The following is a 26,767-nucleotide window of genomic DNA, read 5'->3' on the forward strand; positions in this document are numbered from 1 at the left end:
TCTATATAATAATGAGTATTATTGATTGTTTTCTATTAATTTTTTCGCATGACCAGCGAGCAGATGGTCGGGTTGAATGTCAAGTGCTTTGTTTAACATTTCTAATGCTTTGGCTGGATTGTCTTGAAATGCGTAGGAAACACCTAAATTATAAAAGGCATCGGAATGAGTTGGATCCAATTCGATACATTTTTCAAATTGAATGACAGCTTCAGCGATGAATTCTAGTTGTGCAAGGCATAATCCGTATTGAAAACGAGCCTCCGCATCAGTTTCATTTAACTCCACACTTCTTTGTAGATAAGGGAGAGCAAATTTCCCTTGATCTAATTGAACAAGCGTCAGCCCTAACATGAAATAATTATCACTGGATTGCAGACCCTTTTTCATTGCAGTCTCAAACATATTCTTAGCTTCGTTTAATAGGTCTTTGCTAAATAACAAAGTCCCAATACTATAATAAGCAGCCGCAGCGTTATCATCTATTTCAATGGCTTTTTGATAAAAATTAAGAGCCTTTTCGTCGTCCCCAACTGCAGAAAGTACATTTCCGAAATTTATATAGGCAACTGGGTCGTTTGGGTTTTCTTGAATGGCTTCATTAAAGGCCTTTGCCGCCTCTTCCAGATTGCCATCCTGCATGTATTGTACACCTAATTGGTTTTTATCCATTAGTACCACTCCAATCTAAGAGAAAGTATATCATATTTTATAAAAAAATAATTTCAAGAGTTGTAACCAAACGGGGTATTCCCTATTTAACTGGCCGGTGGGATCTCGCCAAGTTTGAAGTTTATTTCGCCAAACTCTAGAGGGATTTCGCCAACTTTTATTTTTATTTCGCCAAACTCTGGAGAGATTTCGCCAACTTTCACTTTTATTTCGCCAGGCCCTTGAATTACCCACAAAAAAACCTGATTCCATTTGAGGAATCAGGTCTTCTATTATCCCACATAGGTTAAACGTTCACCATTTTTAAAAACATGATCAATCGTCCCACCGCCAAGACATTCATCACCATTGTAAAACACAACTGCTTGTCCTGGTGTAATTGCCCGAATCGGTTCGTCGAAAATAACTTCCACTTGATTATCTTCTAAGAGACGAACGGTTACGTTATTGTCTTCCTGGCGATAGCGGAATTTTGCAGTACATTTAAATTCCGCTGGCTTTTCACGGTCGGATACCCAGCTGACATTGACAGCCGTAATCGAGTCTGAATAGAGTTTTTCATGATGAAAACCTTGACCGACATAAAGGATATTTCTTTCTAAATCCTTACCAATTGCAAACCACGGCTCACCCGAACCGCCAATCCCTAGACCATGGCGCTGACCAATCGTATGGTACATCAAGCCCTCGTGTTTACCTTTAACTTCACCGGCGAACGTCTCCATATTCCCTGGCTGGGCAGGTAAATATTGACCTAAAAACTCTTTAAAATTCCGTTCGCCAATAAAACAAATCCCCGTGCTATCTTTTTTAGCAGCCGTGGCAAGGTTTGCTTCCTTCGCAATTTCCCGGACTCTTGGTTTTTCAAGATTACCAATTGGGAACATTACCTTACTTAATTGTTCTTGGGTCAATTGGTTCAAGAAATAGGTTTGATCCTTATTTTCATCCAGACCGCGCAGCATCTTATATTCTCCATCCCGATACTCAACTTGAGCATAGTGACCGGTCGCTAAATAGTCCGCTCCTAAATTCATGGCATGTTCAAGGAAAGCTTTAAATTTAATTTCCTTATTACACATAACATCCGGATTAGGGGTCCGTCCTGCTTTATATTCTTCAAGGAAGTAGGTAAATACCTTATCCCAATATTGTTTTTCGAAATTAACTGCATAATATGGAATGCCAATTTGGTTACATACACGTATGACATCTTCATAATCTTCTGTTGCAGTACAAAAACCAGTATCATCTGTGTCATCCCAGTTTTTCATAAAAATACCGATGACATCGTAGCCTTGCTGCTTCAACAAAAGTGCTGCCACAGAAGAATCTACTCCACCTGACATTCCGACTACCACTCTTGTATTTTTCGGATCTTTTGTTTCCAATGAATTTCACCTCTCTATTGCCAAAAGCTTTTACTAATTTTATTTTTTCAAACGAGTAACAATTCTAGCCGTTTCTTCCGCAGCCTTAACAACTTCTTCAATGGTTGTATTATACCCAAAGCTGAACCGAATCGAATTAGTTAATCGTTCTGAGTTTTTTCCAAACATGGCAACAAGCACGTGGGAAGGTTCAATTGAGCCCGCAGTGCAGGCGGAGCCGCTCGATACAGCAATACCTGCTAAATCAAGATTGACGAGCATTGCTTCCACACTTGTCCCAGGAAAGCTTAAGTTTAATACATGTGGCAAAGAGTTATCAAGTAATCCGTTTATGTTAAATTCTACATCTAGCTCTTGCAGCTTATCAATTAACGTTCGTTTCAGATCTAGGAATTGTTTGCGCTTTGCGTCACGATTTTCATTTGATATTAAAACAGCTTCATGAAAACCAACTATTGAGGCAATATTCTCCGTCCCTGCCCGTCTTTTTCGTTCTTGCTCACCACCGAAGGAACGTGGAGAAAGCTTAATATTAGATTTTGAAAAAAGGAAACCTACTCCTTTTGGTCCATTGATTTTATGAGCTGAAACAGATAATAAATCAATGAAACTTTGATTGACATCTATTTCTTCAACACCATATGCTTGGACAGCATCCGTATGGAAGATTGCTTGATGATCTTTTAATAACAGTCCAATCTCCGTTATTGGCTGGAGCGTTCCTACTTCGTTGTTACCGTACATAATCGACACTAATATGGTATCTTCTCTTAGTGCAGCTTGAAGGTCTGCCAACGAAATTTGGCCACTATCATCGACGGGTAAATAAGTGACCTCATATCCTAGTTTTTCTAATTTTTGGCAGGCATGGAGGACAGCATGGTGCTCCACTTCAGTGGTGATTATATGTTTGCCCCTATGTTGATACGTTTCAGCGGCTCCAAATAACGCCATATTATCCGCTTCTGTTCCGCCGCTTGTAAAAATAATCTCGGTTTCCTTTGCACCAATGCTGCCTGCTAACACCGAACGGGCCTGGTCAACTAGGTGACGGGCTTCCCTCCCATAAGAATGGATGCTTGAAGGATTTCCGAAAGTTGATTGCATCACCTCAAGCATTTTTTCAATAACCATAGGATGCATAGGCGATGTTGCCGCATGGTCGAGATAGATTCGTTCCACATTTACACCTTCTATCAAAATAATTCTCAATATTACTTTTTTACCCTAAATATAAAACATATATCCTTCTGGCGTTTCGTCATTACTATGATTCGCTAGGTCCTCTAAGGTCGTGTTGTCCAACACATCCTTAATAGCATCCCGAATTCGAACCCACAATTCCCGCTTAGCTGGTTCTTCATCTTCTATCCCTTCCACTGGGGCAATTGGTCCCTCTAATACACGGATCACATCACCAGCAGTAATTTTGGATGGGATGTTGGTTAGAATATAGCCGCCGTATGCACCACGAATACTTTTTACTAAACCCGCATTACGCAATGGGGCTATCAATTGTTCTAAATAATGTTCGGATAAATCATTCGCTTGTGCAATTGTTTTTAATGATATTGGACCCTCGCCGTGCTTTTTGGCAAGTTCAATCATAATCGTTAAACCATAGCGACCCTTTGTTGATATTTTCATATCGCACCTCTATTCGTATCTATAAAATTTAATTTAAAATCCATAGTAATTTGATAGGCATTAATTATATCATATTCTTCTTTAATATGCTTTTTCAACGGAAAATGGTAAAGTAAGGCTATATATAGTTAGATTGTTATTCGAATTTTGGAGAGATGTAACCATGCAGCAAAAGCCTTTAGCGTTTCGGATGCGGCCTAGAACAATTGAAGAAGTTGTCGGGCAGCAGCATTTGGTTGGCGATGGAAAAATCATATCAAGAATGGTGAAGGCAAAACAACTGACCTCGATGATTTTATATGGTCCGCCCGGTATAGGCAAAACATCCATTGCCAGTGCAATTGCCGGCAGCACCAAATATGCCTTCCGGACACTTAACGCCGTCACGAATAATAAAAAGGATATGGAAATTGTTGCCGCCGAGGCAAAAATGTCAGGAAAAGTCATTTTGCTTCTTGATGAGGTCCATCGTTTAGATAAAGGGAAGCAGGATTTTTTATTACCTTACTTAGAAAACGGCATGATCGTCTTAATTGGCGCTACCACCAGTAATCCGTATCACGCCATTAACCCAGCAATCAGGAGCCGCTGTCAGATCTTCGAATTAAAACCACCTACACCCGATGAAGTAAAATTGGCATTACATCGTGCACTCGAGGATGAGGAACGTGGACTCGGAAAGATAAAAGTAGAAATGGCCAATGAAGCCCTGCTGCATTTTGCCCAGGGATCCAATGGGGATGTAAGAAGTTCTCTAAATGCCTTAGAATTAGCTGTATTATCAACGGATAAAGATGAACATGGCATCATTCATATCGATGTAAAGACAGCTGAAGAATGTTTGCAGAAAAAGAGTCTTGTTGCAGATAAAGACGGGGATGGGCATTATGATGTCCTCTCTGCCTTTCAAAAGTCGATCCGCGGGAGCGATGTCAACGCTGCACTCCATTATCTGGGCCGATTAATCGAAGCAGGAGACCTGCCAAGTATCAGCCGAAGATTGATCGTGATTGCTTATGAAGATGTCGGGTTAGCTAATCCACCCGTTGGTGCACGCACGTTAGCTGCGATTGAAACGGCTGAGAGAATTGGTTTTCCTGAGGCAAGAATTCCACTGGCCAATGCCGTGATTGAATTATGTCTGTCACCAAAATCAAACTCGGCTGTTCTGGCTATTCAGGCTGCACTCGAAGATATCCAAAAAGGGATCGTTGGAGAAGTACCTGACCATCTAAAGGATGCGCATTATAAAGGAGCTAAGGAACTAGGCAGAGGAGTCGACTACAAGTACCCACATGACTATGAGAACGGCTGGGTTCCACAGCAATATCTACCCGATCGATTAAAACACAAACAATACTACCAACCTAAGAAAACCGGAAAATTCGAACAAGCCCTTGCAATCGTATACGAAAAGTTAACAAGGAAAAAATAGGGTGTCAGGCGCCATGTGAATTCTTCACATGGTGCCTGACACCCTTTTGTTTTTTATGAGGCCACATCACGTTTCTTAAAGACGGTGAAGGCAAAGAATTGGAATACCGCGAAGTAGATGAGTAACATGATGACTGAGAATGTCATTGACATCCCTTCGACCATAGGTGTCCCTTCTACATATTGCATAAGGTTTGTGTTTGCAAACAAGATGTATTTAGCCCAGCTAAATTTAAGAGACAATAGGACAGTAAATTGAGCCCCTGTGAACAATAAAAATAATGATAAGCCGATGGCTAAGGAACTGTTCCGGAATACAGATGAAATCATGAATGCCATCGTCGCTAACATAATCGTATCAATGGAACTTAATCCGTAATAGATTAACAAGTGAATAACAATCGGTTGTTCCGTTACTTGGCCATTAGAATAATTTAGATATGGAACAGCTTGGTCTGGCATTCCAAAAAGAAGTGCGCCTAGCAAAGCTGAGAAAACAAATAAAATGCCAAGCATTAATAACGCGAACAATAAGACAGTCAAATATTTCGAGATCAATATCTTGCTTCGGTTAATTGGTCGTATTAATAACAATTTGATGGTTCCCCAGTTGAATTCACTGGCGACAATTCCAGCTGAAATGATAATTGTAAATAATCCAGGCAGGATTATCAGTTGGGACGCATCTTTTACAAATGTCCAGACATTATATTTTTCGTGAAAGGGGATATGATGCTTGATACGGTAATCATTTATTGCGATTTCCTCTTTATAAAATTGCTTTTCCAGCTTTGAAGTGCTTTGTTCCATCTGCTTCTTTAATGCGTCATTTTCCTGCTGTAATGTCTGTTCCCAATTTTTATCGATGCTGAAATCTTTTTCTTGATACTTATGAAAGATACCAAAGGCAAAAGTTATTACAACAAGAATGGCGATCATTACATAGGTTCCAGGTCGTTTAAAAATTTTCATCCATTCATTTTTAATTAAATTAACCACGGTTTGGCACCCCCTTTTCGGTTGTCAATTCAAGGAAACGATCTTCTAATGTCTTCGCAACTTCCCTGATTCCATAAACCTGAATATCCTCCGTTACGAAACTTTTAATTAGTGAAGGAATTTGTTCCTTTGGAAGTTCGATCGTTATTCCATTCCTAGAAAGGTTCGCTCGAGCATTGGGATAGTGAACACCAATCAGCTGTAAGGCTTTATCAGCGGGGACTACTTCCAGTTCATGGGTCGTTTCAGAAGCACCGTGAACAAGTTCCTGGACAAGCTGTACATCAATTAAGCGGCCACTTTGGATAATGCCAATCCGATCACACATCATTTCCATTTCGGAAAGCAGATGGCTTGAAACAATCACAGCTAGATTTTTTTCACGTGCTAAGAGACGGACATAGTCGCGGATCTCTCGGATACCAGCGGGATCTAATCCATTTGTTGGTTCGTCCAAAATCAAGACTTGAGGGTCATGTAAGAGGCACTGAGCCAATCCTAGTCTTTGGCGCATTCCTAGTGAATAGGTTTTTACCTTATCGTGAATTCGATCAGTTAATCCTACAAGTTCTACTATTTCAGCAATCTTCTCTTTGGAAATACCATTTGCCATTCTGGCATAGTGAATCAAATTTTGGTACCCCGTCAAAAATTTATACATTTCCGGGTTCTCTACAATTGCACCGATATGACGAACAGCCTCTTCAAAATTAGTTTTAATGCTGGAACCGCCAACCTCGATGTCTCCAGATGTAATCGCCATTAATCCTACGATCATTCGAATTGTCGTTGTTTTTCCTGCGCCATTTGGACCTAAAAAGCCAAATACCTCTCCTTTATTTACCTGAAAGCTAATGTTATCTATGATGGTTCGACCTTTAATTACCTTCGTTACATTTTTCAACTCGACAATTTTTTCCAAACTCTCTCTCCTCACTATGTATTCTCACACTAGTTTATCTTATTCTAGAAAAATTTACCTCCCTAAAACTTCAAAATATAAGAAAAACCCCAAACCAATTAAGGTTTTAGGGCTCCATCAAAAGCTTATTTCTCATCTGATACACGTTGAATTTTGATGCTGCTTAATAATTGTCGCACCACATAGCTTGCCATAATCAAACCAGCGGCTGATGGTACAAAGGCATTTGATGCTGGCGGCATTTGCGCTTTGCGGATGGGTGCATTTTCATTTCCTACTTCTTTTTTAATATCTTCACGAATCACAATCGGGCTTTCATCAGAGAACACAACAGGAATTCCTTTGTGGATTCTTTCCTTCCGCAGTTTCGTACGGATGACTTTGGCAATCGGATCCGTATGGGTCTTTGAAATATCCGCAATTTTAAAACGGGTTGGGTCCATTTTATTGGCTGCTCCCATACTTGAAATAATTGGAATATTCCTTTTTAAACATTCCTTCATTAAATGTATTTTATAAATAATCGTATCTGAAGCATCAACCACAAAATCTAAATTATGGCTAAAAATTTGTTCATAGGTCTCTTCTGTATAAAACATTTTTAAGGAAATAACTTCGCATTCAGGATTAATATCTCGAATCCGCTCCTCCATAATTTCCACTTTCGGCCTTCCAACAGTGGAAAGCAATGCGATCAACTGGCGGTTGATATTGGTAATATCCACATCGTCTTTATCTATTAAAATTAACCGGCCGACGCCTGAACGGGCCAATGCTTCGGCTGCAAAAGAACCGACACCGCCGATACCTAAAACAGCGACCGTACTGTTCTTCATAATTTCTAGGCCTTCTTTACCGATGGCTAGTTCGTTCCGTGAAAATTGATGCAACATGATGTTCACTCCAATTATAAATTCGTTATGTTTCTTTTTCCCGATTAAAAATATATCATACACTCTACCAAAAACAAGCATCTTGATAGGATGAATCAAGTAAAAAGCAAAATAAAACCTCCCGAAATCTCCAGGAGGTTGAGCATTTTGCAATTGAAAAGAGTCCCAATTATGCCGTCACTTTTAACATCCTTAGTTTTGATCCCGCATTCAGCAGGGGGGTGCCCTGTTCCCGAAATTGTAAGTCCCCTTACCCGTATAAGAGTGGGGCATTTACGCAATCAGGAAACTCTAGACTCCCGAATAATTAATGTTCGGTCAAAACTTCAGGCAACGCAACGTACATCTCAGGACTCTTCTTTGTTGCTTTTATAATAGCATATTGAAAATCCGGATTCAAGGATTCATGAAAGCGAATTCCTGCTATTTTTTAACATTTAGTGACAGATGTAATTCCTTCAATTGGGCCTCAGAAACTTCCCCAGGAGCATCCGTTAACAAGCAGCTGGCACTAGCAGTCTTAGGAAATGCAATGGTATCTCTTAGGTTGGTGCTTCCAGCAAGAAGCATAACCAATCGGTCCAATCCAAGCGCGATCCCGCCGTGTGGTGGTGTTCCATATTCAAACGCATTCAATAAGAAACCGAATTGCTCATTGGCTTGTTCCGGTGTAAATCCAAGAATGTTAAACATTTTTTCTTGGATCGGACGCTCGAATATACGAAGGGATCCGCCGCCAAGCTCATATCCATTTAAGACAATATCATAGGCCTGTGCACGGACTTTTGACGGGTCAGAATCTAAATATTCAAGGTCTTCCCTAAATGGCATCGTAAACGGATGGTGAGCCGCGTAATAACGTCCTTCCTCCTCATCGTACTCAAGAAGCGGCCAGTCCGTTACCCATAAGAAATTGAATAAACTTGGGTCAATTAAATCTAAATCCCTGGCCAACTTTTGGCGAAGGGCACCTAAAGCATCGGCTACAACCTTTTTCTTGTCAGCAACAAATAGAAGTAAATCTCCTTCTGTTGCTTCAAGGGTTGCTTTAAGCGCTTGGGCATCCTCTTCTGAGAAGAATTTTGCAATCGGACCTTTTAGCCCTTCAGAATCGACTTTAAGCCACGCAAGCCCCTTCGCGCCATATACAGCAACGAACTCTGTTAAGGCATCAATGTCTTTACGTGAGTAATTGTCAGCGGCACCTTTCACATTGATTGCTTTTACTTGGCCTCCATTTGCAACTGCCGATGCAAATACTTTAAAGCCTGAGTCCTTAACAATTTCAGAAAGATCGACGAGCTCTAATCCAAAACGAGTATCAGGTTTATCCGAGCCATAACGGCTCATTGCCTCGTCATAGGTCATCCGAGGGAATGCCTCAGGCAGGTCTACACCTTTTACTTCTTTCATTAACTTTGTCATCATCTTTTCCATCATTCCCATGATATCTTCCTGGCTTAAAAAGCTTGTCTCGATATCGATTTGGGTAAATTCTGGCTGACGGTCTGCACGTAAATCCTCATCACGGAAGCAGCGTGCAATTTGGTAATAACGTTCAATGCCCCCGACCATGAGCAATTGTTTAAACAGTTGTGGTGATTGCGGCAGGGCATAAAACTCGCCTGGATGAACACGGCTTGGCACTAAATAATCCCGTGCTCCCTCAGGGGTACTTTTTGTCAAAATAGGTGTTTCAATATCTAAGAAGCCTTCTCCATCAAGAAAATCTCTGATTTGCTTGGTCACTTGATGACGCATCTTTAAGGTTTCAAAAATAACCGGACGACGGAAATCAAGGTAACGGTATTTTAAGCGGACATCTTCAGATGCATCGGTTTTATCAGAAATCATAAATGGCGGTGTCTTTGCTTCATTTATGATTGTTACTTTTTCTGCCTGTACTTCAATTTTCCCTGTTTTCAGGTTTTCATTGAAGGTTGCTGCATCACGTGCTACAACAGTTCCAACTATATCTAACACAAACTCGTTACGGATTGTTTCAGCAATTTGCAATGCTTCTTGTGATAAATCCGGATTAAAAACTACTTGAACAATCCCTGAACGGTCGCGGAGATCAATAAAAATTAATCCGCCAAGGTCACGTCTTTTTTGGACCCAACCCTTCAAAGTTATTTTTTCACCAACTGCTGATTCTGGGACTTCCCCACAAAAATATGATCTGCCAAACATAATTATCCCCCTCTTAATCCTGTAACTCTTGGAACTGTTTAATAAAAGTTGCTAAATCAATTTCTACTTGCTCACCTGTAGCCATATTTTTTACATTGATTTTATTATTTTTAAGTTCTTCATCACCTAAAACCGCTACAAACTTAGCTCTTAGACGATCGGCTGCTTTAAATTGAGCTTTAATTTTCCGATCCAAATAATCTCTTTCTGCTGAGAAACCTGCACGACGCAGCTGCTGTAACAATCCAACGGTGTAATCCTTCGCTTCCTCCCCGAGTGCGGCAAGGTAACAATCAATGCCTTCGTTACCTGCAAGCTCAATCCCTTCTGCTTGGAGAGCCGCAATAAATCGTTCAATACTTAAAGCAAATCCGATACCTGGTGTTTCAGGTCCGCCAATTTCTTCTGCTAAACCATTATAACGGCCTCCGCCGCATAACGTGGTGATCGCTCCAAATCCTTCAGCATTACTCATAATTTCAAATGCCGTGTGGTTGTAATAATCGAGTCCGCGAACTAAGTTGGCATCGACTTCGAAAGGAATATCCAATTGTGTTAAATACTTCTGTAATTTTTCAAAATAATCCTTTGAAAAATCATTTAGGAATTCAAGAATCGATGGTGCTGTTTTCATCAATTCATGGTCGCGGTCCTGCTTACAATCCAAGATCCGGAGTGGATTTTTCTCAAGTCGATTTTGACAATCATGACAAAACTCACCGATTCTTGGTTTGAAGTGATTGACAAGTGCATCGCGGTGAGCGCCGCGGCTTTCCTTATCACCCAGGCTATTAATAATCAACTTCAGCTTTTTTAAACCCATTTCTTTATATAGGTTCATCGCAAGGGAAATGACTTCTGCATCAATGGCAGGGTCATTACTTCCTAATGCTTCAATTCCGAATTGAACAAACTGGCGAAAGCGCCCTGCTTGTGGACGTTCATATCGGAACATCGGTCCCATATAGTAAAGCTTGACCGGCTGATTAGCCAGCCCGAACATTTTTTTCTCCACATAAGAACGGACAACTGCTGCGGTACCTTCTGGGCGTAGGGTTAGACTACGTTTGCCGCGGTCTTCAAATGTATACATTTCTTTCTGAACGATATCTGTGCTATCGCCAACGCCTCTTGAAAAAAGATCTGTATGTTCGAATATTGGGGTGCGAATCTCTTTATATTGATATTTCTCACAAAGTTCACGCGCTTTAGCTTCAATCAGTTGCCACTTTTCTACCTCTCCAGGTAAAATGTCTTGCGTTCCCCGAGGAATGCTAATGGACATAGTGGAAAACCTCCTTATTTTTTCTTATGTAAGTAGATGGAATTATTACTATTTTCCTAAATAAAAACAAACAAAAAACTCCCATCCCTTGTATGAATACAAGGGACGAGAGTTTGATTAATCCCGCGGTGCCACCCTAGTTGAAGGCATGAACAACATGCACTTCCTCTTTAACAGTTAACGCCTGCTACGTTCTTCTCCTACTAGAGGGTACCCTTTTTCAGAGAGAAGCCTACGGAGTGTTCATTCATTAAGTTCCATGTAGAAATGCTTTCAGCCCAGGACATTTCCTCTCTATTCATGAGTTTGCTTAATTACTATGCTCCATCATTGGTATATCACAATATGTCATTTTATTTAATTAATATTACGGAGCATCGCAGATATTGTCAATAGCCAATTATGATCTTTCTAAATGTTTTTTTAACTTTCTGACATCACCCATTGTTATTCCGAATTCTGATGCGAGTTCAAACGAGGTTGCATGCTGTTCCTTTTGAATAAAATCATGAAAATCAACACCGAAAAGCCGTCCATCCATAGATTGGATGTTCATTCCTTTTTCACTTGCTCTCACTTCTAATCACCTCAGCCTTTTCATCATTACTCATATTATCTCCACCAATCGTGAAAAACTTGCATCCTGATAGGATTTTCTCACCAAATTGGACAATATTAGCAATTTAGGCATGATTTTCAGCTTTTGATACGCTAAAATAATAGAATAGAAAAGGAGGGCTTTATGGTCAAAAAAGGTAGTTTATGGCTATTATCTATTATTCTTATTTTGATAACTTTTATGCCTCATGGTAAAAGTGTGGCAGCAACAGAGTCCATTACGATTTCCACCGATAATATCAATCTTCGCGGCGGTCCAGGTCTAAGTTACCCACTAATAAAAATTGTATATCGGGGCGAAAAGTATCCGATTGTGAAAGAACAAGGCGATTGGATTGAAATTGAACTTGCAAATGGTCAAACAGGCTGGCTCGTTAATTGGCTCGTCACCAAAGAAACCAATTCGGCTATAAAAACTAATTACGGTATGGTGAATGCTGATACCTTAAATATGCGCCAGGAACCTTCCGCATTAAGCTCAGTTGTTGGGAAACTTACCTATGGGACAAGCGTCACCATATATTCGAAACAAGATAATTGGCTGGAGATTGGTTTTTCAAATGTAAGAGGCTGGGTTATCTCTGATTTTATTGACGTCCAAGCAGCAGGTGACACATCTTCAGGTACGGCAAAAAGGAATGGCTTGATTGGAACAGTAACAGCCGACAGCCTTAGTGTCCGCTCAAATGCCTCATTGAATTCCAACCTTATTGGAACTGTAACTATGGGGCAACGTTTTACGATCGTAGAAGAATTGAATAATTGGGCAAAGATAGAGTACCAGTCTGGTAGTTTCGGGTGGGTAGCCGGCTGGTTTCTCGAGAAAGAGACTTCCAAAACTCAAACTGGACAAACCGTGAAGGAAACTATTATTACGATAATAAATAACGGGACAAATATCCGCAAAGGTCCAGATGTACAGTCAGAAGTTATCGAACGGACCAATACAGGTGCAGCATATTCCGTAAAAAGCATCATCAATGACTGGTATGAAGTTAAGTTAGAAGACGGAAGAATTGGTTATATTGCTGGCTGGCTGGTTTCCGTTAACGGGAACAACCCACAGATTAAAAAGCAAGGCGCTGAAGGCTATCTTAAAAATAAAACGATTGTCCTTGATCCAGGGCATGGCGGTACGGATAAAGGGGCAACGGGTGTCAGCGGAACATATGAAAAAGACCTTACACTTCGGACGGCACAACTTTTGTCAGATAAATTAATGGCAGCAGGGGCTAATGTTTACATAACGAGAATAAATGATTCTTACTTACAACTAGCCTCTCGTGTGAATATAGCAAGTTCTTACAATGCGGATGCCTTTATCAGTCTCCATTACGATAGCAATGTTGATCCAAGTACCCGCGGTATGACTGGCTATTATTATCACTCTTATCAACAAGCCCTTGCTGAATCCATTTTTGCATCAACCGTCGGTCAAACGAAAATGACTAGTCGGGGCGTCCGTTTTGGTGATTTCCATGTCATCCGTGAAAATAGTCAAAAAGCTGTTTTAATGGAACTAGGCTATTTAAGCAATCCAGCTGAAGAAATGGTAATAACATCTGCTGGATTCCAAGAAAATGCGGCAGCGGGGATGTTTGATGGACTGGCCCGCTACTTTAAAGAAAATGAATAAACTTCGAAAAAAAAGGCTCAGCACTTGATTAAGTGCTAAGCCTTTTTTATGCTTTACTATCAATAATCAACGTTACGGGACCGTCATTGATTAGTTCAACATCCATCATCGCACCGAAAATACCGGTTTCCACACGGATGCCTTTTTCACGAAGCAAGCTATTAAAAACCTCATAAAGTTCAACAGCCTGTTCTGGACGTGCCGCACCCATGAAATTAGGCCTTCTTCCCTTTCGACAATCCCCGTAAAGGGTAAATTGCGAAACGGAAAGAATTTCACCACCGACATCCATTAAAGAAAAATTCATCTTTCCGTCTTCATCTTCAAAAATACGGAGATTAGCAATTTTATCAGCAAGATAGGCAGCGTCCTCTTGTTTGTCTTCATGGGTCACACCGACAAGCAGGACTAGTCCTTTGGTTATTTCCCCCGTTACTTCCCCAGCAACGGTTACGCTGGCATTTTTACTTCTTTGCACAACAACACGCATTCTGAAACTCCTTAATTCATCATTCGACGTACTGAATAGATATCCGGGATCTGTTTAATGCGTTCGACCACCTTTTGCAAGTGGGCCACATTATGGATGGCAATCGACATGTTTATCGTAGCCATTTTATTCCGATCTGTTTTACCAGAAACCGCAGAAATATTCGTTTTTGTTTCATTTACCGCTTGAAGCACCTCATTCAGAAGCCCTCTGCGGTCATAGCCGCTAATTTCAATGTCAACATTATATTCTTTCCGGTCATTTAATGATGATTCCCATTCAACCGGAATTAACCTTGACTGTGCATCATTCGAATCAATATTCGTACAGTCCGAGCGATGAACAGATACCCCGCGGCCTTTCGTAATAAAACCTACGATTTCATCTCCAGGTACAGGGTTACAGCATCTTGATAAGCGAATCAATAAATTATCAATGCCTGATACACGGACACCGGATTCCCGCTTTTTCGTTGCTGGGAAAGTCTTCAAATCCGTTATGGCATTCGTAATATTCGAACTTTGTTCCTGATCTCTCTTTTTACGCCATTTCTCAGTTAAACGGTTTGCCACCTGTAAGGCCGTTACTCCATTATAGCCCACCGCTGCATACATATCTTCTTCATTGGAAAAATTAAACTTTTCAGCAACTTTTTTCAGATTGTCTGTAGTTAATATTTCTTTAATATCAAATTCCATATTACGAATTTCTTTTTCTACTAACTCTTTACCTTTATCCACATTTTCATCACGACGCTGTTTCTTAAAGAAGGCCCGGATCTTGTTTTTCGCTTGTGATGTTTGCGCAAGCTTCAACCAATCCTGACTTGGACCGTATGAATGTTTCGAAGTAAGGATTTCAATAATATCGCCAGTCTTGAGTCGATAGTCAAGGGTAACCATTTTGCCATTCACTTTTGCACCTATCGTCTTATTGCCAATTTCAGAGTGAATTCGATAAGCAAAATCAATAGGAACAGAACCAGATGGCAACTCAATTACATCACCTTTTGGCGTAAATATAAACACCATATCGGAAAATAAGTCGATTTTCAATGACTCCATAAACTCTTCCGCATTAGCGGTATCATTTTGAAATTCAAGGATCTCTCTAAACCAGGTTAGTTTTTGTTCAAACGTGGTGGTATCATTCATTGCTTCTTTGCCCTCTTTATACGCCCAGTGAGCAGCAACCCCGAATTCGGCTATCCGATGCATTTCCTTCGTCCTAATCTGAACTTCAAGCGGATCTCCCTTTGGGCCAATTACAGTGGTGTGCAACGATTGATACATATTCGGTTTAGGCATCGCAATATAATCCTTAAACCGGCCAGGCATCGGTTTCCAGCAGGTGTGAATGATTCCTAGGACAGCATAGCAATCTTTAATACTGTTCACGACGATGCGGACAGCTAGTAAATCATAAATTTCACTGAATTGCTTATTTTGCAAAGCCATTTTTCGGTAAATACTATAAATATGCTTTGGGCGGCCAGAAAGTTCTGCTTTAATAGCCACTTCTCCCATTCTGCTTTTTACTTCGTCAATGACATCCTCTAAATATTGCTCGCGTTCGGCCCGCTTCTTTTTCATTAGGTTAACAATTCGATAGTATTGCTGCGGATTTAAATACCTTAATGCTGTATCTTCGAGCTCCCATTTAATCTTAGAGATCCCAAGACGATGTGCCAAAGGTGCAAAAATTTCAAGTGTTTCATTTGAAATCCGACGCTGTTTTTCTACAGGAAGATGTTTAAGTGTCCGCATATTATGCAAACGGTCGGCAAGCTTAATCAGAATAACCCGGATATCCTGAGCCATGGCCACAAACATTTTTCTGTGATTTTCTGCTTGCTGTTCCTCGTGAGATTTATATTTAATTTTCCCTAATTTTGTTACACCGTCGACAAGCATCGCCACTTCGTCATTAAAAGCTGTTTCGATATCTTTTAAGGATACACTCGTATCTTCTACGACGTCGTGAAGAAAACCAGCAGCAACCGTAGCAGGATCCATCTCCAAGTCAGCTAAAATGCCCGCAACCTGGATGGGGTGGATAATGTAGGGTTCTCCCGATTTTCGATATTGTTCACGATGAGCATGTTTTGCGAATTCGTATGCATTTTTTACTAATTCAACATGTTCCTCATTTAAGTAGTTCCGAGTCTTGTCGATGACTTGGTCGGCTGTCAACACTAAATCATTCGCCATGAAATCACCTTTATTTTCGTCTCAATTTATTTATATAAATGTCATTCGCTAAAAATTAGTTCCTTGAATATGAACGATTGTTACTATTATCGAAAAAAATAGCCAAGATGTAAAGGGATTGAGAAGTTTTTTTATTATATAAAGAGAGCACTCGCGCTTCGAGTGCCCTCACTAATGGTTTAATAATGCATTAATGTTAAAACATCATAACCATCAAGTTTTTGTCTGCCTTCTAAATAGCTTAACTCAACTAGGAAAGCGATACCGGCAACAACACCGCCAAGTTGCTCCACTAATTGAATCGTAGCATCAATTGTTCCACCAGTAGCTAATAAATCATCCGTGATAAGGACGCGTTGCCCTGGCTTAATAGCATCTTTATGGATGGTTAGAATATCCTTTCCATATTCAAGACCATATCCTACCTTAATGGTTTCTCTAGGAAGCTTTCCTTCTTTACGAACAGGGGCAAAACCAATACCTAAGGCATAAGCCACAGGACAACCAATAATGAAACCACGAGCTTCAGGTCCAACGATAATATCAATCTTACGTTCTTTGGCGTATGCAACGATTTGGTCTGTTGCATATTTATATGCTTCACCATTATTCATTAACGGTGTAATATCTTTAAATTTAATACCCTCTTTTGGCCAGTCAGGCACAATTGTAATAAATTCCTTTAAGTCCATTCTGTAATTGCCTCCTCAAATTCAACCGACTCTTGAATTACTTGATCGAACCAGCCTTTTAATTCCTGAAAGGACGAAAATAATAACTCTCTTTCCAGTTCATATTGTGCTTGTTTTAACTGATAGGTTCGTGAGTCAGTTAAGTCACGCTTTTGCGCTCCAGTTTTTAAAGTAATAAATCCATTGTTTATTGTAACAAAATCCAGGTCAGAAAACACCTTTGACATAAAGTTAATGGTTTCCTGCGACCAACCGCGGTGTTTAGCAAGATCATCAGCATTACGTTTAAGATCAATCGGCCCCTTCTTTAAGAGAAAAGCATAAAACCATTTAAAATGGTCTCGGGTCGGAACCGTACTAAAGAAATCACTCGATTCTTTATAAAAATAAGCATAAATCCTCGCAGGTTGTTTCCCTTTAAATAAAACCTTGAGAATCTCTTTCGAGGATGGAAAATCAACCAAAACAATGTTTGCCTTTTTCCCATCGAAAGCTTTTGCTGCTTCTATATCCTGAATTAGAATGGTCTCGGGCATCAAATTAGGGTTTATTTTTTCAAGGTGCTCTTCATTAAAAATAATAAATTTCCGATTTTCCGCTGGGACTGTATTTGAAAGACTGTTGATTCTCTTTTGTCCTCGATAATCAAATAATTGCCATGACTCAACTGCGATATCATGAATAAAAATTTGTGGTTTACGTATATTGTTCCATTCGTTGACAGATAATTCTCCAATTAACGAAATTTTTGATGCAGGTGAGATATGGTCCACCAGGTGGCCCAGTCCAAAACCGACGCCATCCAGATTTGCATCCTTCTCTTTTACAAGGAGCTTTAAATGGTTTTGCTCACTGCCGATTTTTCTCATACTTGTGATATCCACATTATTTATTAAAACTTTTGGCTTAGGATTGTCCATACCAAAAGGAGCTAAAAGACTCATCTCATCTAAAGAAGATAAATTTACATGTTCCAGCTGGACTTCCTCATCAAGATAGGTGACCGGAATAAAATCTTCATCCGTAAGCTGCTCCTCAGCAAGTGTATTCAATCGTGTGCGGAGTCCATCAACATCTTCTAGCTTTAAGGTCATTCCTGCTGCCATTGGATGTCCGCCAAAGTGAGGAAGAATGTCACGGCAGGTTGATAAATTCTTAAAGAGATCAAAACCAGCAATACTACGGGCAGAACCCTTAGCTACCCCTTTTTCTGGATCAAAATTCAAAATAATTACCGGACGGTAATACTTTTCAACCAGACGGGAGGCAACAATTCCTATAACACCAGCATTCCAGCCTTCCTTACCGATGACAAGAACCTTATTGGTATCAATTGGGAAGTGTGTTTCAACCTCTTCCATTGCCTCTGCCGTAATTGCATTAACAATAGACTGTCTTAACTTATTAAGGTCATCCATTTCCGCTGCCAAGGTCTCTGCCTCAATCGGGTCATCTGTTAAGATAAGCTGGACGGCAAGGTCAGCATCTTCTAAGCGGCCCACGGCGTTAATCCTTGGTGCGAGTGTAAAACCAATCGTTTCTTCATTTATTGACAGTGGATCAACCCCTGCCAGTTTTAATATGGCTTTCAAGCCAATATTTTTGGTTGTTTTTAACTTTTCAAGTCCTTTTTTAGCAATCAGTCGATTCTCATCTTTTAGAGAGACTAAATCAGCAATTGTCCCAATTACAGCAATCTCCAATAAATGCTCTGGTACTTTTCCGTAGAGGGCATGGGCTAATTTAAAGGCAACACCTACTCCAGCCAACTCTCGAAACGGATAGGTACTATCGGGGAGCTTTGGATGAATAATTGCAAGTGCCGTTGGTAATACCGGACCTGGCTCATGGTGATCAGTAATAATTAGATCTAATCCAAGCTCTTCGGCAAAGGCTGCCTCATGTACAGCAGATATTCCAGTATCCACAGTAATAATCAACTTTATTCCATTTTCCGCTGCATGCCGGAATGCAGTCTCATTCGGACCGTATCCTTCAGTGAAGCGGTTAGGGATATAAAATTGGACATTGGCTCCAAGTTCTCGAAGTGTAATCATCAATACGGATGTACTGCTTACTCCATCCGCATCATAATCACCAAAAATAAGAATCGGCTCTTGCTGTTCAATGGCTTGACGAATTCTATTTACAGCTATATCCATCCCTTTTAGAAGAAAAGGATCGTGAAACTCTTCCTTTCCAAATAAAAAATACCGTGCTGATTCAACGGTATCAAAGCCACGGTTAACAAGCAGTGAAGCGACAAGAGGCGTAATTTTCAATTCAGTTTCAAGCTTTTTTATTAGTTGCTCATCGGATTTCCGAACAATCCATCTAGTTTTCGAACTTAACATGTGTATGTTCACCCCTCAGACTTTCTCATTATACAGGAGTACAGGACAGGATTCAATGAAAAGAAAAAACCGCAGAGGATCTGCGGTTTTTTTCGAAAACTTACACTTGTGGTTGATCAGAGTATTTTCTTTTTTCTTTTACCGTTTTAATAACGCCTTTCTTCTTCAATTCTTTACACTTCATAACATACCATAAAGAACCTGCGACAAAGACGGAAGAATAAACACCGATTACCAATCCTACAAATAATGCGATGGAGAAATTGAGAATTGATGGGCTTCCAAAAATCATTAAGCACAATACAGTAATTAGGACGGTTAAAACAGTGTTAAATGACCGGGTTAATGTTTGACGAATACTTACATTGACCACATCAGCAATATCTTGAACAGTTTTGAGTCGTTTTTTCTTTTGCATATTCTCACGAATTCTATCAAAAGTAACAATCGTATCATGATTGGAGTAACCAATAATCGTTAAAACTGCTGCAATAAAGGTTAAATCTACTTCTAGTCTTGTGATACTGAAAATAGCAATCATGAAAAAGGCATCATGAAGGATGGCAGCAACCGCTGCGATTGCCATATATGCTTCAAATCGGATCGATACATAAAGAATGATACCGATTGATGCTAATAAGACGGCAATAAAGGCATTCTTCGCCAGTTCTTTACCAACAGTTGGAGAAACTGTGCTGACATTCGGCTCAAAGCCAAATTGCTCTTTAAAATCTGCTTTTAACGTAGAAATTTCATCTTTAGAAAGGACTCCAATCATTCGGACTGCCCCAATTTGCTTTTTATCACCAGAAATAACGATATCGTCTGGATCTAAATGATGCTTCGTAAATGCAGATTCCACCTGTTCGGTTGTTAAAGGTGTTTTCGATTGAACTTCTACCCGTGTTCCACTTGAAAAATCAATCCCTAAATTCATACGGAAAATAGCGATCGCGATAATCCCAGCGACAATGAGAACTCCCGAAAGGATAAATACTTTATTTCTAAGTTTTACAAAATCAATTTTATCAAAACGAGTAGGTAGATCAACTGTATCTACATTATCGTTAATAGATTTAATTTGGGACTTGCGTACAGCAAACCAACCTGGTTTGTTGTTTAAGAAACCACTGTGAACCCATAGCCCGAGCAATAACCTCGCACCATAAACATTGGTAAGAAAGCTCATAAGGACACTCACGATTAACATGGTCGCAAAACCTTTTACCGAACTTGTCCCGTAAAAGAATAACACACCTGCTGTTAAGATTGTCGTTAAGTTTGCATCAAGAATAGCGGTAAATGCATGCTTCTCACCAGCCTGGAATGCTGATTTAATGGATCTGCCAACTTTTAATTCTTCTCTAATCCGTTCATACGTAATAATATTGGCATCGACGGCCATACCAATCCCGAGGATAATCGCGGCAATTCCTGGTAAAGTCAGAACCCCATTCATCCAATCGAAAATTAATAGAACTAGATAAGTAAAAATAGTTAGCGTAACGGTAGCAATAAGGCCTGGAAAACGATAATAGAAAATCATAAACAGATAGATAATAATAACACCGATGATTCCTGCGAAAATCGTATCATGTAATGCTTGTTCACCAAACTTCGCTCCAACAGAGGTGGAATAAACCTCATCAAGTTTAACAGGTAACGAACCCGCATTTAAAAGTGATGACAAAGTTTGAGCTTCTTTAGATGTGAAACTACCAACAATTGAAACTGTATTTTGATTAAAGATTTGATTTACAGTTGGTGCTGATAAATACTTAGGATTTGCCTTTGTTACCTCTTTTTTGAAGGAATCTTTTCCTTCTTCAAAATCAAGCCAAATAACAAGAACATTATTAGGTGCCATATTCTTTATTTGTTCAGTTACCTTGCGGAACTTATCGGCACTCTTTAATGTTAGGGAAACGCTTGGTGCTCCGTTTTCATCAAATGTTTGCTTGGCACCGCCTTGTTTTAAGTCGGAACCATCCATCATCAATTTATCATTGGCATCCCTGAAGGTAAGATTTGCTTGTGTAGATAAGATTTCACGAGCTTTATTCTGATCTGTGACACCAGCAAGCTGCACACGAACGCGATTCTTTCCCTCAATCTGGATACTCGGTTCACTGACACCAAGGACATTAATACGCTTATCAAGTGCCTCAGCGGTACTAGCCATTACATTTTTGTCAATTTTTTGTCCTTTTTTTGCTTCCTTCACATCGTACAGAACTTCAAATCCACCTTGAAGATCCAGTCCAAGTTTCATATTGTTTAGGATGTTCTTTGTTGTTGCCCCCATTGTGCTTCCGATAATTAGGACCACAAGTAAGAAAGCAACGATTCTACTGCGCTTTACCATTATGTATTGTTCCTCCTTAATGCATGTGCATCGGCACTGTTCCGTCTAATCCTTATATGAAAATAAGAAAAAAGTCACTTCCTTCATTATGAAAGAATATGGATTGGCTGTCAATTTACAATAATATGAAGGTCTATCTTATTTCTATTTTAAAAGTTCCTTCAATTCATCTTCATCATCCATGGAGAAGTCGGAAGCTTTATAGGCCTCTATCGTCGCAAAATTGAGATAATCACTTGCTTTAACAGACAGAATTTCTTGGATCATTTCGTACAGTTTCATTTCTTTCTTGATTTTTTTCCACTTTTTCTTAATTAAAAAAACCCAAAATTCCTCCTCTGTTACCGAATCAAGCCCTAGCAACTGAAACTCTATAAGTTTACTCGCTACGGCTGGCTGGACTTGGGAGCGAAAATGTTCGAATCTGTGACTTTCATCCATTACGACTGCCTCCTTGGAAAATCTCCCCATTAATTGAACCTTGCCAAAAAGCTGATACAACTTGTCATGCTTTGTCCACCCTTACGCATATAGTTAATTGTATATGAATTCTTCTTATTTGAGAAGGTGGGAATCAGCATGTCGAAGTTTTTAAAAGGGACCTTTATCCTATTAATCGCAGGCCTTGTCACAAGAGTCCTTGGTTTCATAAATCGGATTGTTATAGCTCGGAGTATAGGGGAAGAAGGAGTGGGCTTATACATGATGGCGTTTCCTACCTTTATTCTAGTAGTGACGCTCACTCAGATGGGACTGCCTGTAGCTATTTCAAAAAATGTGGCCGAAGCAGAAGCGAAGGGAAATTTTGCAGAGATTAAAAAAATTCTGGTTGTCTCCCTAGCGATAACGATTTCTCTGTCCCTTATTTTTACCCCTGCACTATTATTACTTGCACCACTGCTGTCGAAAACATTGTTTACCGACCCGCGGACATTTTATCCTTTAATTGCGATCGCTCCAGTTGTTCCCGTGATTGCGATTTCCTCTGTGTTAAGAGGGTACTTTCAAGGTAGACAACAGATGCGTCCGTCTGCAATTTCACAAGTTTTAGAACAAATTGTTCGAATTTCCCTGATTGCCGTAATGACAAGAGCGTTTCTTCCTTATGGAATTGAATATGCAGCCGCAGCTGCCATGATCGCTTCTGTGATTGGTGAACTTGTCTCACTTATTTATTTAATGACAACTTTTAAATTAAAAAAACGATTTAGGCTCCGGAAAAAATTCTTTCAATTTGTTCACAGTGGGAAACAAACATTTAAAGACTTAATGGATATTGCCTTGCCAACCATGGGAAGCCGAATGATTGGTTCGGTGGCATGGTTTTTTGAACCTATTGTTGTGGTTCATAGCTTAGCCCTTGCAGGTGTCGTCACCGTCGAAGCCACCAAACAATATGGGGCCTTAACTGGTTTTGCCATGCCGCTATTGATGTTACCGTCTTTCATCACTTTCTCTTTAGCCACTTCACTCGTCCCGGCGATTAGTGAAGCCAATACCCAAAACAACAAGAAGTTAATTGAATATCGATTACAACAAGCTTTAAGGTTTGCCTTCTTATCAGGTGGATTGGCCGTTGTTGTTCTCTATGTATTGGCTGACCCGTTAATGCAACTTATGTATGGCTCAGCAAAGGGCTCTTATTTTATTCGATTGATGGCTCCTTTCTTCCTATTCTATTACTATCAAGGTCCATTACAAGCAGTATTGCAGGCGTTGAATCTTGCCCGGGCTGCTATGATTAATAGTCTGATTGGGGCCATCGTTAAAACAGCCGTCATCTTTTTATTGGCGTCCCAAGCTTCCTTTGGTATTAATGGGGTGGCAATAGGCATTCTCGTCGGCTTTGTTTTAGTGACCATTCTTCACTTTGCCACTGTACTAAAAAAGATTTCCTTTTCGTTTTATGTTCGTGATTATGTAAAGGGATTTCTTGTTATGGGTGGATCTGGCTGGCTTGGATATTGGTCATTTGCACACCTATTTCTAAATGAAGTGTTAACCATAAGAGTCCTATTATCATTACTAACTATGACCATTTCCTATATTGTTTTGGTTCTAATGTTAGGTCTAATTAAAAGGGATGAACTAAAACGGATTCCTTGGATTGGAAATTTATTTGTATAAAAGAAATAAGACACGCCCAAGCGTGTCTTTTGTTCATTCATCCTTTAAATCAATAAAGAACTTTCCGTTTTCATAGCTACAAAAGGAGATCTTTTTAACATCCCGATAGCCCTGTTTTTTCAACTCCTGCCGCAGCCAGAGATTTGTTTTATTAATTCTAAGTAAATTTTCATCATCAATATTCCCATCTAGTATTAAAGGAATCGTAATATCGCCTTGCTGAGATTCTGCGTTTTCATTCTTTATCTTTTCAATGACGGACAAACTTCCAGAGGATTCAAGAATTGCAAACTCAACGTCAGCAATACTACGGATGTCCTTTTCACGGAGCTGTGTCATTAAATCATCAAAATTGTACCGCTGCTTCCGCATTGCTTTCTCATCAATTTTCCCCCGATTAATAATAATGCTTGGCTGTCCATCAATGAGATTACGAAATTTTTTACTTTTTAAAGAAATGAGTGCTAGAAGTATTTGAATGAGCATTAGTAAAATCATGGGGACAACTGTATAAATCAAAGGATCCTTTGGTTCATCGATTGAAACAACAGCCATTTCACCAATCATGATAAAAACAACGAGATCCAGAATACTTAATTCTCCAATTTCCCTTTTCCCCATAACACGAAAAATAACTAGGATAAGTACATAAAAAAACAATGTTCGAAACACAATCGTCACATATTCTTCCATAACTGTCGCCCCTTTTTTTACATTCAACGATATTGTTTGCATTTTAAAGTGAAAAATTAGCGGAATAAAATACCAACACCCTCTTCCGTTTGAAAAATTCTATAAAATTTATTCTACTTTTCCCAATCCACGAATACGCTTGTACTAGGAAGAAACTTTACTAGAGGGTGGCACGAAAGAGTTTATATAAATGCCAGCCTAAAGGGCAATTGAAGGGGGAGAGTTAAAATCGAATCAAAAAGCTTTGGCACTTCCATTCTGTACGGATTAATTTTTATTCTCGTTTTTGCTGTAATTAGCAGCCTAATATTTGCGTTTATTCTTAGGTTCACGTCTGCACGGGAGGTATCACTTCAATACGTAATTACAGCATTATCATTTATCGGGCTATTCGGAGGCGGTTTTTTATCCGGTGGAAAAAGAAAAGAAAAGGGCTGGCTTATTGGGGGAATGACTGGCTTAATCTACTCGGTCATTGTCTTTTTGTTCCAGTACTTAGGATATGATCGCTTGTTTGATGCCGAACAAGTGATTTACCATACTTGCTACACATTAATTGCGATGATGGGTGGTATTTTAGGGGTAAATATATCTACAAACAATTCTCGAAGATCTGTGTAATCTAAAAAAAAGGAAGCCGACTCGCGGCTTCCTTTTTTGCTAGTTATTATTTTGAAAGGTTTACGCTTTCGCCTGCATCAGCAGTGACTTCACGAATAGCATTACGGTCAAATGTAAGACGGCTTCCGTCACCACATTTAATTACGGCTTTATTATCATCAATTGAATCTATAAAACCATGTAGTCCGCCAATCGTGACGATTTTATCACCCTTTTTTAAATCGTTTTGCATTTGCTGAACCGCTTTTTGGCGCTTTTGTTGCGGGCGAATTAATAGGAAATAAAATAACACAAACATTAATATTAATGGAATGATTGTACCAATTCCTCCAGACATCTTGTTTCCCTCCTTTCAATAAACATCTATTAGAAATTTTTCGCGTTCGGTTTGTTAAAACCATAACGTTCAAAAAATTCTTCTCTGAAATCACCAAGCCGGTCTTCCATGATGGCTTGTCTGACTTTCTCCATTAATCTTAACAGAAAATAAAGATTATGGTAAGACGTTAAACGAATTCCAAACGTTTCATCGCATTTTATTAAGTGGCGGATGTATGCACGGCTGTAATTTCGGCAGGTGTAGCAATCACAATTTTCATCAAGTGGGCCAAAATCTCTTGCGTATTGAGCATTTTTCACGACAAGTCGTCCTGTGCTGGTCATCAATGTTCCATTTCTGGCAATTCGTGTTGGCAATACACAGTCAAACATATCAATTCCGCGAATCGAGCCGTCAATTAATGAATCTGGTGATCCCACTCCCATTAAATAACGCGGTTTATTCGTTGGTAACAATGGTGTCGTAAACTCAAGGACACGGTTCATGACATCTTTTGGCTCACCGACTGACAATCCTCCAACAGCATAGCCTGGAAAATCTAAGGAAACAAGGTCTTTCGCACTCTGCTTGCGAAGTTCCTCATATTCTCCCCCTTGAACGATTCCAAATAAACCTTGGTCATTCGGACGGCTATGGGCAGTTAAACAACGCTCCGCCCAGCGTGATGTTCGCTCCACAGACTTTTGCATATACTCATAAGTGGCAGGAAATGGCGGGCACTCATCAAAGGCCATCATAATATCGGAACCAAGAGCATTTTGAATTTCCATCGCCTTTTCTGGTGATAAAAATAATTTTTCACCACTCATATGGTTGCGGAAATGAACTCCTTCTTCTTCAATTTTACGGAATTCACTTAAACTAAACACCTGAAACCCACCCGAATCGGTAAGGATTGCACGATCCCAGTTCATAAATTTATGCAATCCGCCCGCTTCCTTAATGATTTCATGTCCAGGTCTTAGCCATAGATGATAGGTGTTACTTAATATAATTCCTGCACCCATTTCCTTTAAATCTTCAGGTGCCATTGTTTTTACCGTAGCAAGTGTACCAACAGGCATAAATGCAGGAGTATCAAATGATCCGTGCGGGGTATGGACTCGGCCTAGCCGGGCCCCTGTTTGTTTACATGTCTTTATTAATTCATAACGAATAGCAGTCAAAATTTTTATCTCCTTCCTA

The 26,767-nt window shown here is 39.8% G+C and carries 23 protein-coding genes, 1 other RNA gene and 1 other annotated feature; of the genes, 4 read left to right on the top strand and 20 right to left on the bottom strand.

The annotated features are described in order from the left end of the window. Positions 1-18: 18 nt before the first annotated feature. The 4 genes from M3610_RS06500 to cymR form a co-directional block, all read right to left on the bottom strand. The gene (locus M3610_RS06500) at positions 19-672 is read right to left on the bottom strand and encodes a tetratricopeptide repeat protein (protein WP_251457485.1); all 654 of its coding nucleotides are present in this window, start codon (positions 670-672) and stop codon (positions 19-21) included. 272 nt (positions 673-944) lie between these two features. Then, entirely contained in the window at positions 945-2,063 is a 1,119-nt protein-coding gene (gene mnmA, locus M3610_RS06505; RefSeq protein ID WP_285850963.1) for a tRNA 2-thiouridine(34) synthase MnmA, read from the bottom strand. Positions 2,064-2,102: 39 nt separating this feature from the next. Continuing rightward, positions 2,103-3,245 carry a cysteine desulfurase family protein gene (locus M3610_RS06510; protein WP_251457488.1) on the bottom strand — a complete coding sequence of 381 codons (1,143 nt, stop codon included), beginning with the start codon at positions 3,243-3,245 and terminating at the stop codon, positions 2,103-2,105. A 45-nt stretch (positions 3,246-3,290) separates the two neighbouring features. Then, complete coding sequence (cymR, locus tag M3610_RS06515; protein ID WP_251457491.1) at positions 3,291-3,710, bottom strand: cysteine metabolism transcriptional regulator CymR; 420 nt, start codon at positions 3,708-3,710, stop codon at positions 3,291-3,293. A gap of 163 nt (positions 3,711-3,873) precedes the next feature. Between cymR and M3610_RS06520 the strand changes: the two genes are divergently transcribed. Continuing rightward, the gene (locus M3610_RS06520; RefSeq protein ID WP_251457494.1) at positions 3,874-5,145 is read left to right on the top strand and encodes a replication-associated recombination protein A; all 1,272 of its coding nucleotides are present in this window, start codon (positions 3,874-3,876) and stop codon (positions 5,143-5,145) included. Positions 5,146-5,198: 53 nt separating this feature from the next. Here the strand turns inward: M3610_RS06520 and M3610_RS06525 are convergent, their stop codons facing one another. The 7 genes from M3610_RS06525 to M3610_RS06555 all read right to left on the bottom strand — a co-directional run bounded on the left by M3610_RS06525 (position 5,199) and on the right by M3610_RS06555 (position 12,013). After that, positions 5,199-6,143 carry an ABC transporter permease gene (locus M3610_RS06525; RefSeq protein ID WP_251457496.1) on the bottom strand — a complete coding sequence of 315 codons (945 nt, stop codon included), beginning with the start codon at positions 6,141-6,143 and terminating at the stop codon, positions 5,199-5,201. Further along, the gene (locus M3610_RS06530; protein ID WP_251457499.1) at positions 6,136-7,065 is read right to left on the bottom strand and encodes an ABC transporter ATP-binding protein; all 930 of its coding nucleotides are present in this window, start codon (positions 7,063-7,065) and stop codon (positions 6,136-6,138) included. Before M3610_RS06530 ends, M3610_RS06525 begins: the two co-directional genes overlap by 8 nt. Positions 7,066-7,190: 125 nt before the next feature. After that, on the bottom strand, positions 7,191-7,958 hold the full coding sequence (locus tag M3610_RS06535; RefSeq protein WP_251457502.1) for a tRNA threonylcarbamoyladenosine dehydratase: 768 nt from the start codon (positions 7,956-7,958) through the stop codon (positions 7,191-7,193). Between the two features lie 158 nt (positions 7,959-8,116). Further along, a non-coding RNA gene (ssrS, locus tag M3610_RS06540) (6S RNA) lies at positions 8,117-8,315 on the bottom strand. Between the two features lie 66 nt (positions 8,316-8,381). Continuing rightward, positions 8,382-10,151 (bottom strand): aspartate--tRNA ligase, encoded by a 1,770-nt coding sequence (aspS, locus tag M3610_RS06545; RefSeq protein ID WP_251457505.1) that lies wholly within the window; start codon positions 10,149-10,151, stop codon positions 8,382-8,384. A 13-nt stretch (positions 10,152-10,164) separates the two neighbouring features. Further along, positions 10,165-11,436 carry a histidine--tRNA ligase gene (gene hisS / locus M3610_RS06550; protein WP_098575600.1) on the bottom strand — a complete coding sequence of 424 codons (1,272 nt, stop codon included), beginning with the start codon at positions 11,434-11,436 and terminating at the stop codon, positions 10,165-10,167. A 98-nt stretch (positions 11,437-11,534) separates the two neighbouring features. Further along, positions 11,535-11,776 (bottom strand) — a binding site (T-box leader). A 60-nt stretch (positions 11,777-11,836) separates the two neighbouring features. Further along, entirely contained in the window at positions 11,837-12,013 is a 177-nt protein-coding gene (locus M3610_RS06555) for a hypothetical protein (RefSeq protein WP_186328577.1), read from the bottom strand. A gap of 165 nt (positions 12,014-12,178) precedes the next feature. Between M3610_RS06555 and M3610_RS06560 the strand changes: the two genes are divergently transcribed. Next, entirely contained in the window at positions 12,179-13,690 is a 1,512-nt protein-coding gene (locus M3610_RS06560) for an N-acetylmuramoyl-L-alanine amidase family protein (RefSeq protein ID WP_251457508.1), read from the top strand. Positions 13,691-13,736: 46 nt separating this feature from the next. Here the strand turns inward: M3610_RS06560 and dtd are convergent, their stop codons facing one another. The 6 genes from dtd to M3610_RS06590 form a co-directional block, all read right to left on the bottom strand. Continuing rightward, positions 13,737-14,180 (bottom strand): D-aminoacyl-tRNA deacylase, encoded by a 444-nt coding sequence (gene dtd, locus M3610_RS06565; protein ID WP_251457512.1) that lies wholly within the window; start codon positions 14,178-14,180, stop codon positions 13,737-13,739. A gap of 11 nt (positions 14,181-14,191) precedes the next feature. Beyond that, complete coding sequence (locus M3610_RS06570) at positions 14,192-16,390, bottom strand: RelA/SpoT family protein (RefSeq protein ID WP_098575603.1); 2,199 nt, start codon at positions 16,388-16,390, stop codon at positions 14,192-14,194. A 179-nt stretch (positions 16,391-16,569) separates the two neighbouring features. Continuing rightward, positions 16,570-17,082, bottom strand: a complete 513-nt coding sequence (locus M3610_RS06575; RefSeq protein ID WP_026563464.1) for an adenine phosphoribosyltransferase — start codon at positions 17,080-17,082, stop codon at positions 16,570-16,572. Continuing rightward, complete coding sequence (gene recJ, locus M3610_RS06580) at positions 17,073-19,436, bottom strand: single-stranded-DNA-specific exonuclease RecJ (RefSeq protein WP_251457515.1); 2,364 nt, start codon at positions 19,434-19,436, stop codon at positions 17,073-17,075. Before recJ ends, M3610_RS06575 begins: the two co-directional genes overlap by 10 nt. Before the next feature lie 100 nt (positions 19,437-19,536). Further along, positions 19,537-21,801: a protein translocase subunit SecDF gene (secDF, locus tag M3610_RS06585; protein ID WP_251457518.1), complete on the bottom strand. Its 2,265-nt coding sequence runs from the start codon at positions 21,799-21,801 to the stop codon at positions 19,537-19,539. Between the two features lie 144 nt (positions 21,802-21,945). Beyond that, on the bottom strand, positions 21,946-22,242 hold the full coding sequence (locus M3610_RS06590; RefSeq protein ID WP_251457521.1) for a post-transcriptional regulator: 297 nt from the start codon (positions 22,240-22,242) through the stop codon (positions 21,946-21,948). 138 nt (positions 22,243-22,380) lie between these two features. Here M3610_RS06590 and spoVB point away from each other — a divergent pair, with 138 nt between their 5' ends. Further along, on the top strand, positions 22,381-23,928 hold the full coding sequence (gene spoVB, locus M3610_RS06595) for a stage V sporulation protein B (protein WP_251457526.1): 1,548 nt from the start codon (positions 22,381-22,383) through the stop codon (positions 23,926-23,928). 33 nt (positions 23,929-23,961) lie between these two features. Here spoVB and M3610_RS06600 read toward each other — a convergent pair whose 3' ends face one another. Then, positions 23,962-24,621, bottom strand: coding sequence for a DUF421 domain-containing protein (locus M3610_RS06600; RefSeq protein WP_251457529.1), 660 nt, complete (start codon positions 24,619-24,621; stop codon positions 23,962-23,964). Positions 24,622-24,879: 258 nt separating this feature from the next. Here M3610_RS06600 and M3610_RS06605 point away from each other — a divergent pair, with 258 nt between their 5' ends. Then, positions 24,880-25,242, top strand: a complete 363-nt coding sequence (locus tag M3610_RS06605) for a TIGR04086 family membrane protein (protein WP_251457647.1) — start codon at positions 24,880-24,882, stop codon at positions 25,240-25,242. 46 nt (positions 25,243-25,288) lie between these two features. Here the strand turns inward: M3610_RS06605 and yajC are convergent, their stop codons facing one another. Both yajC and tgt read right to left on the bottom strand, forming a co-directional pair. After that, positions 25,289-25,579, bottom strand: coding sequence for a preprotein translocase subunit YajC (yajC, locus tag M3610_RS06610; RefSeq protein WP_098575610.1), 291 nt, complete (start codon positions 25,577-25,579; stop codon positions 25,289-25,291). A gap of 29 nt (positions 25,580-25,608) precedes the next feature. Then, a complete protein-coding gene (tgt, locus tag M3610_RS06615; protein WP_251457532.1) occupies positions 25,609-26,748 on the bottom strand; it encodes a tRNA guanosine(34) transglycosylase Tgt in 1,140 nt (379 codons plus the stop codon). Positions 26,749-26,767 lie beyond the last annotated feature (19 nt).

It is taken from the genome of Neobacillus sp. MER 74 (genome assembly GCF_023714155.1).

Bases quoted from the DNA above. Each gene is read 5' to 3' on its own strand.
- M3610_RS06500 (WP_251457485.1), bottom strand. From the start codon at position 672: ATGGATAAAAACCAATTAGGTGTACAATACATGCAGGATGGCAATCTG.
- cymR (WP_251457491.1), bottom strand. From the start codon at position 3,710: ATGAAAATATCAACAAAGGGTCGCTATGGTTTAACGATTATGATTGAA.
- M3610_RS06520 (WP_251457494.1), top strand. From the start codon at position 3,874: ATGCAGCAAAAGCCTTTAGCGTTTCGGATGCGGCCTAGAACAATTGAA.
- M3610_RS06535 (WP_251457502.1), bottom strand. From the start codon at position 7,958: ATGTTGCATCAATTTTCACGGAACGAACTAGCCATCGGTAAAGAAGGC.
- aspS (WP_251457505.1), bottom strand. From the start codon at position 10,151: ATGTTTGGCAGATCATATTTTTGTGGGGAAGTCCCAGAATCAGCAGTT.
- hisS (WP_098575600.1), bottom strand. From the start codon at position 11,436: ATGTCCATTAGCATTCCTCGGGGAACGCAAGACATTTTACCTGGAGAG.
- M3610_RS06560 (WP_251457508.1), top strand. From the start codon at position 12,179: ATGGTCAAAAAAGGTAGTTTATGGCTATTATCTATTATTCTTATTTTG.
- dtd (WP_251457512.1), bottom strand. From the start codon at position 14,180: ATGCGTGTTGTTGTGCAAAGAAGTAAAAATGCCAGCGTAACCGTTGCT.
- M3610_RS06570 (WP_098575603.1), bottom strand. From the start codon at position 16,390: ATGGCGAATGATTTAGTGTTGACAGCCGACCAAGTCATCGACAAGACT.
- M3610_RS06575 (WP_026563464.1), bottom strand. From the start codon at position 17,082: ATGGACTTAAAGGAATTTATTACAATTGTGCCTGACTGGCCAAAAGAG.
- recJ (WP_251457515.1), bottom strand. From the start codon at position 19,436: ATGTTAAGTTCGAAAACTAGATGGATTGTTCGGAAATCCGATGAGCAA.
- secDF (WP_251457518.1), bottom strand. From the start codon at position 21,801: ATGGTAAAGCGCAGTAGAATCGTTGCTTTCTTACTTGTGGTCCTAATT.
- M3610_RS06590 (WP_251457521.1), bottom strand. From the start codon at position 22,242: ATGGATGAAAGTCACAGATTCGAACATTTTCGCTCCCAAGTCCAGCCA.
- spoVB (WP_251457526.1), top strand. From the start codon at position 22,381: ATGTCGAAGTTTTTAAAAGGGACCTTTATCCTATTAATCGCAGGCCTT.
- M3610_RS06600 (WP_251457529.1), bottom strand. From the start codon at position 24,621: ATGGAAGAATATGTGACGATTGTGTTTCGAACATTGTTTTTTTATGTA.
- yajC (WP_098575610.1), bottom strand. From the start codon at position 25,579: ATGTCTGGAGGAATTGGTACAATCATTCCATTAATATTAATGTTTGTG.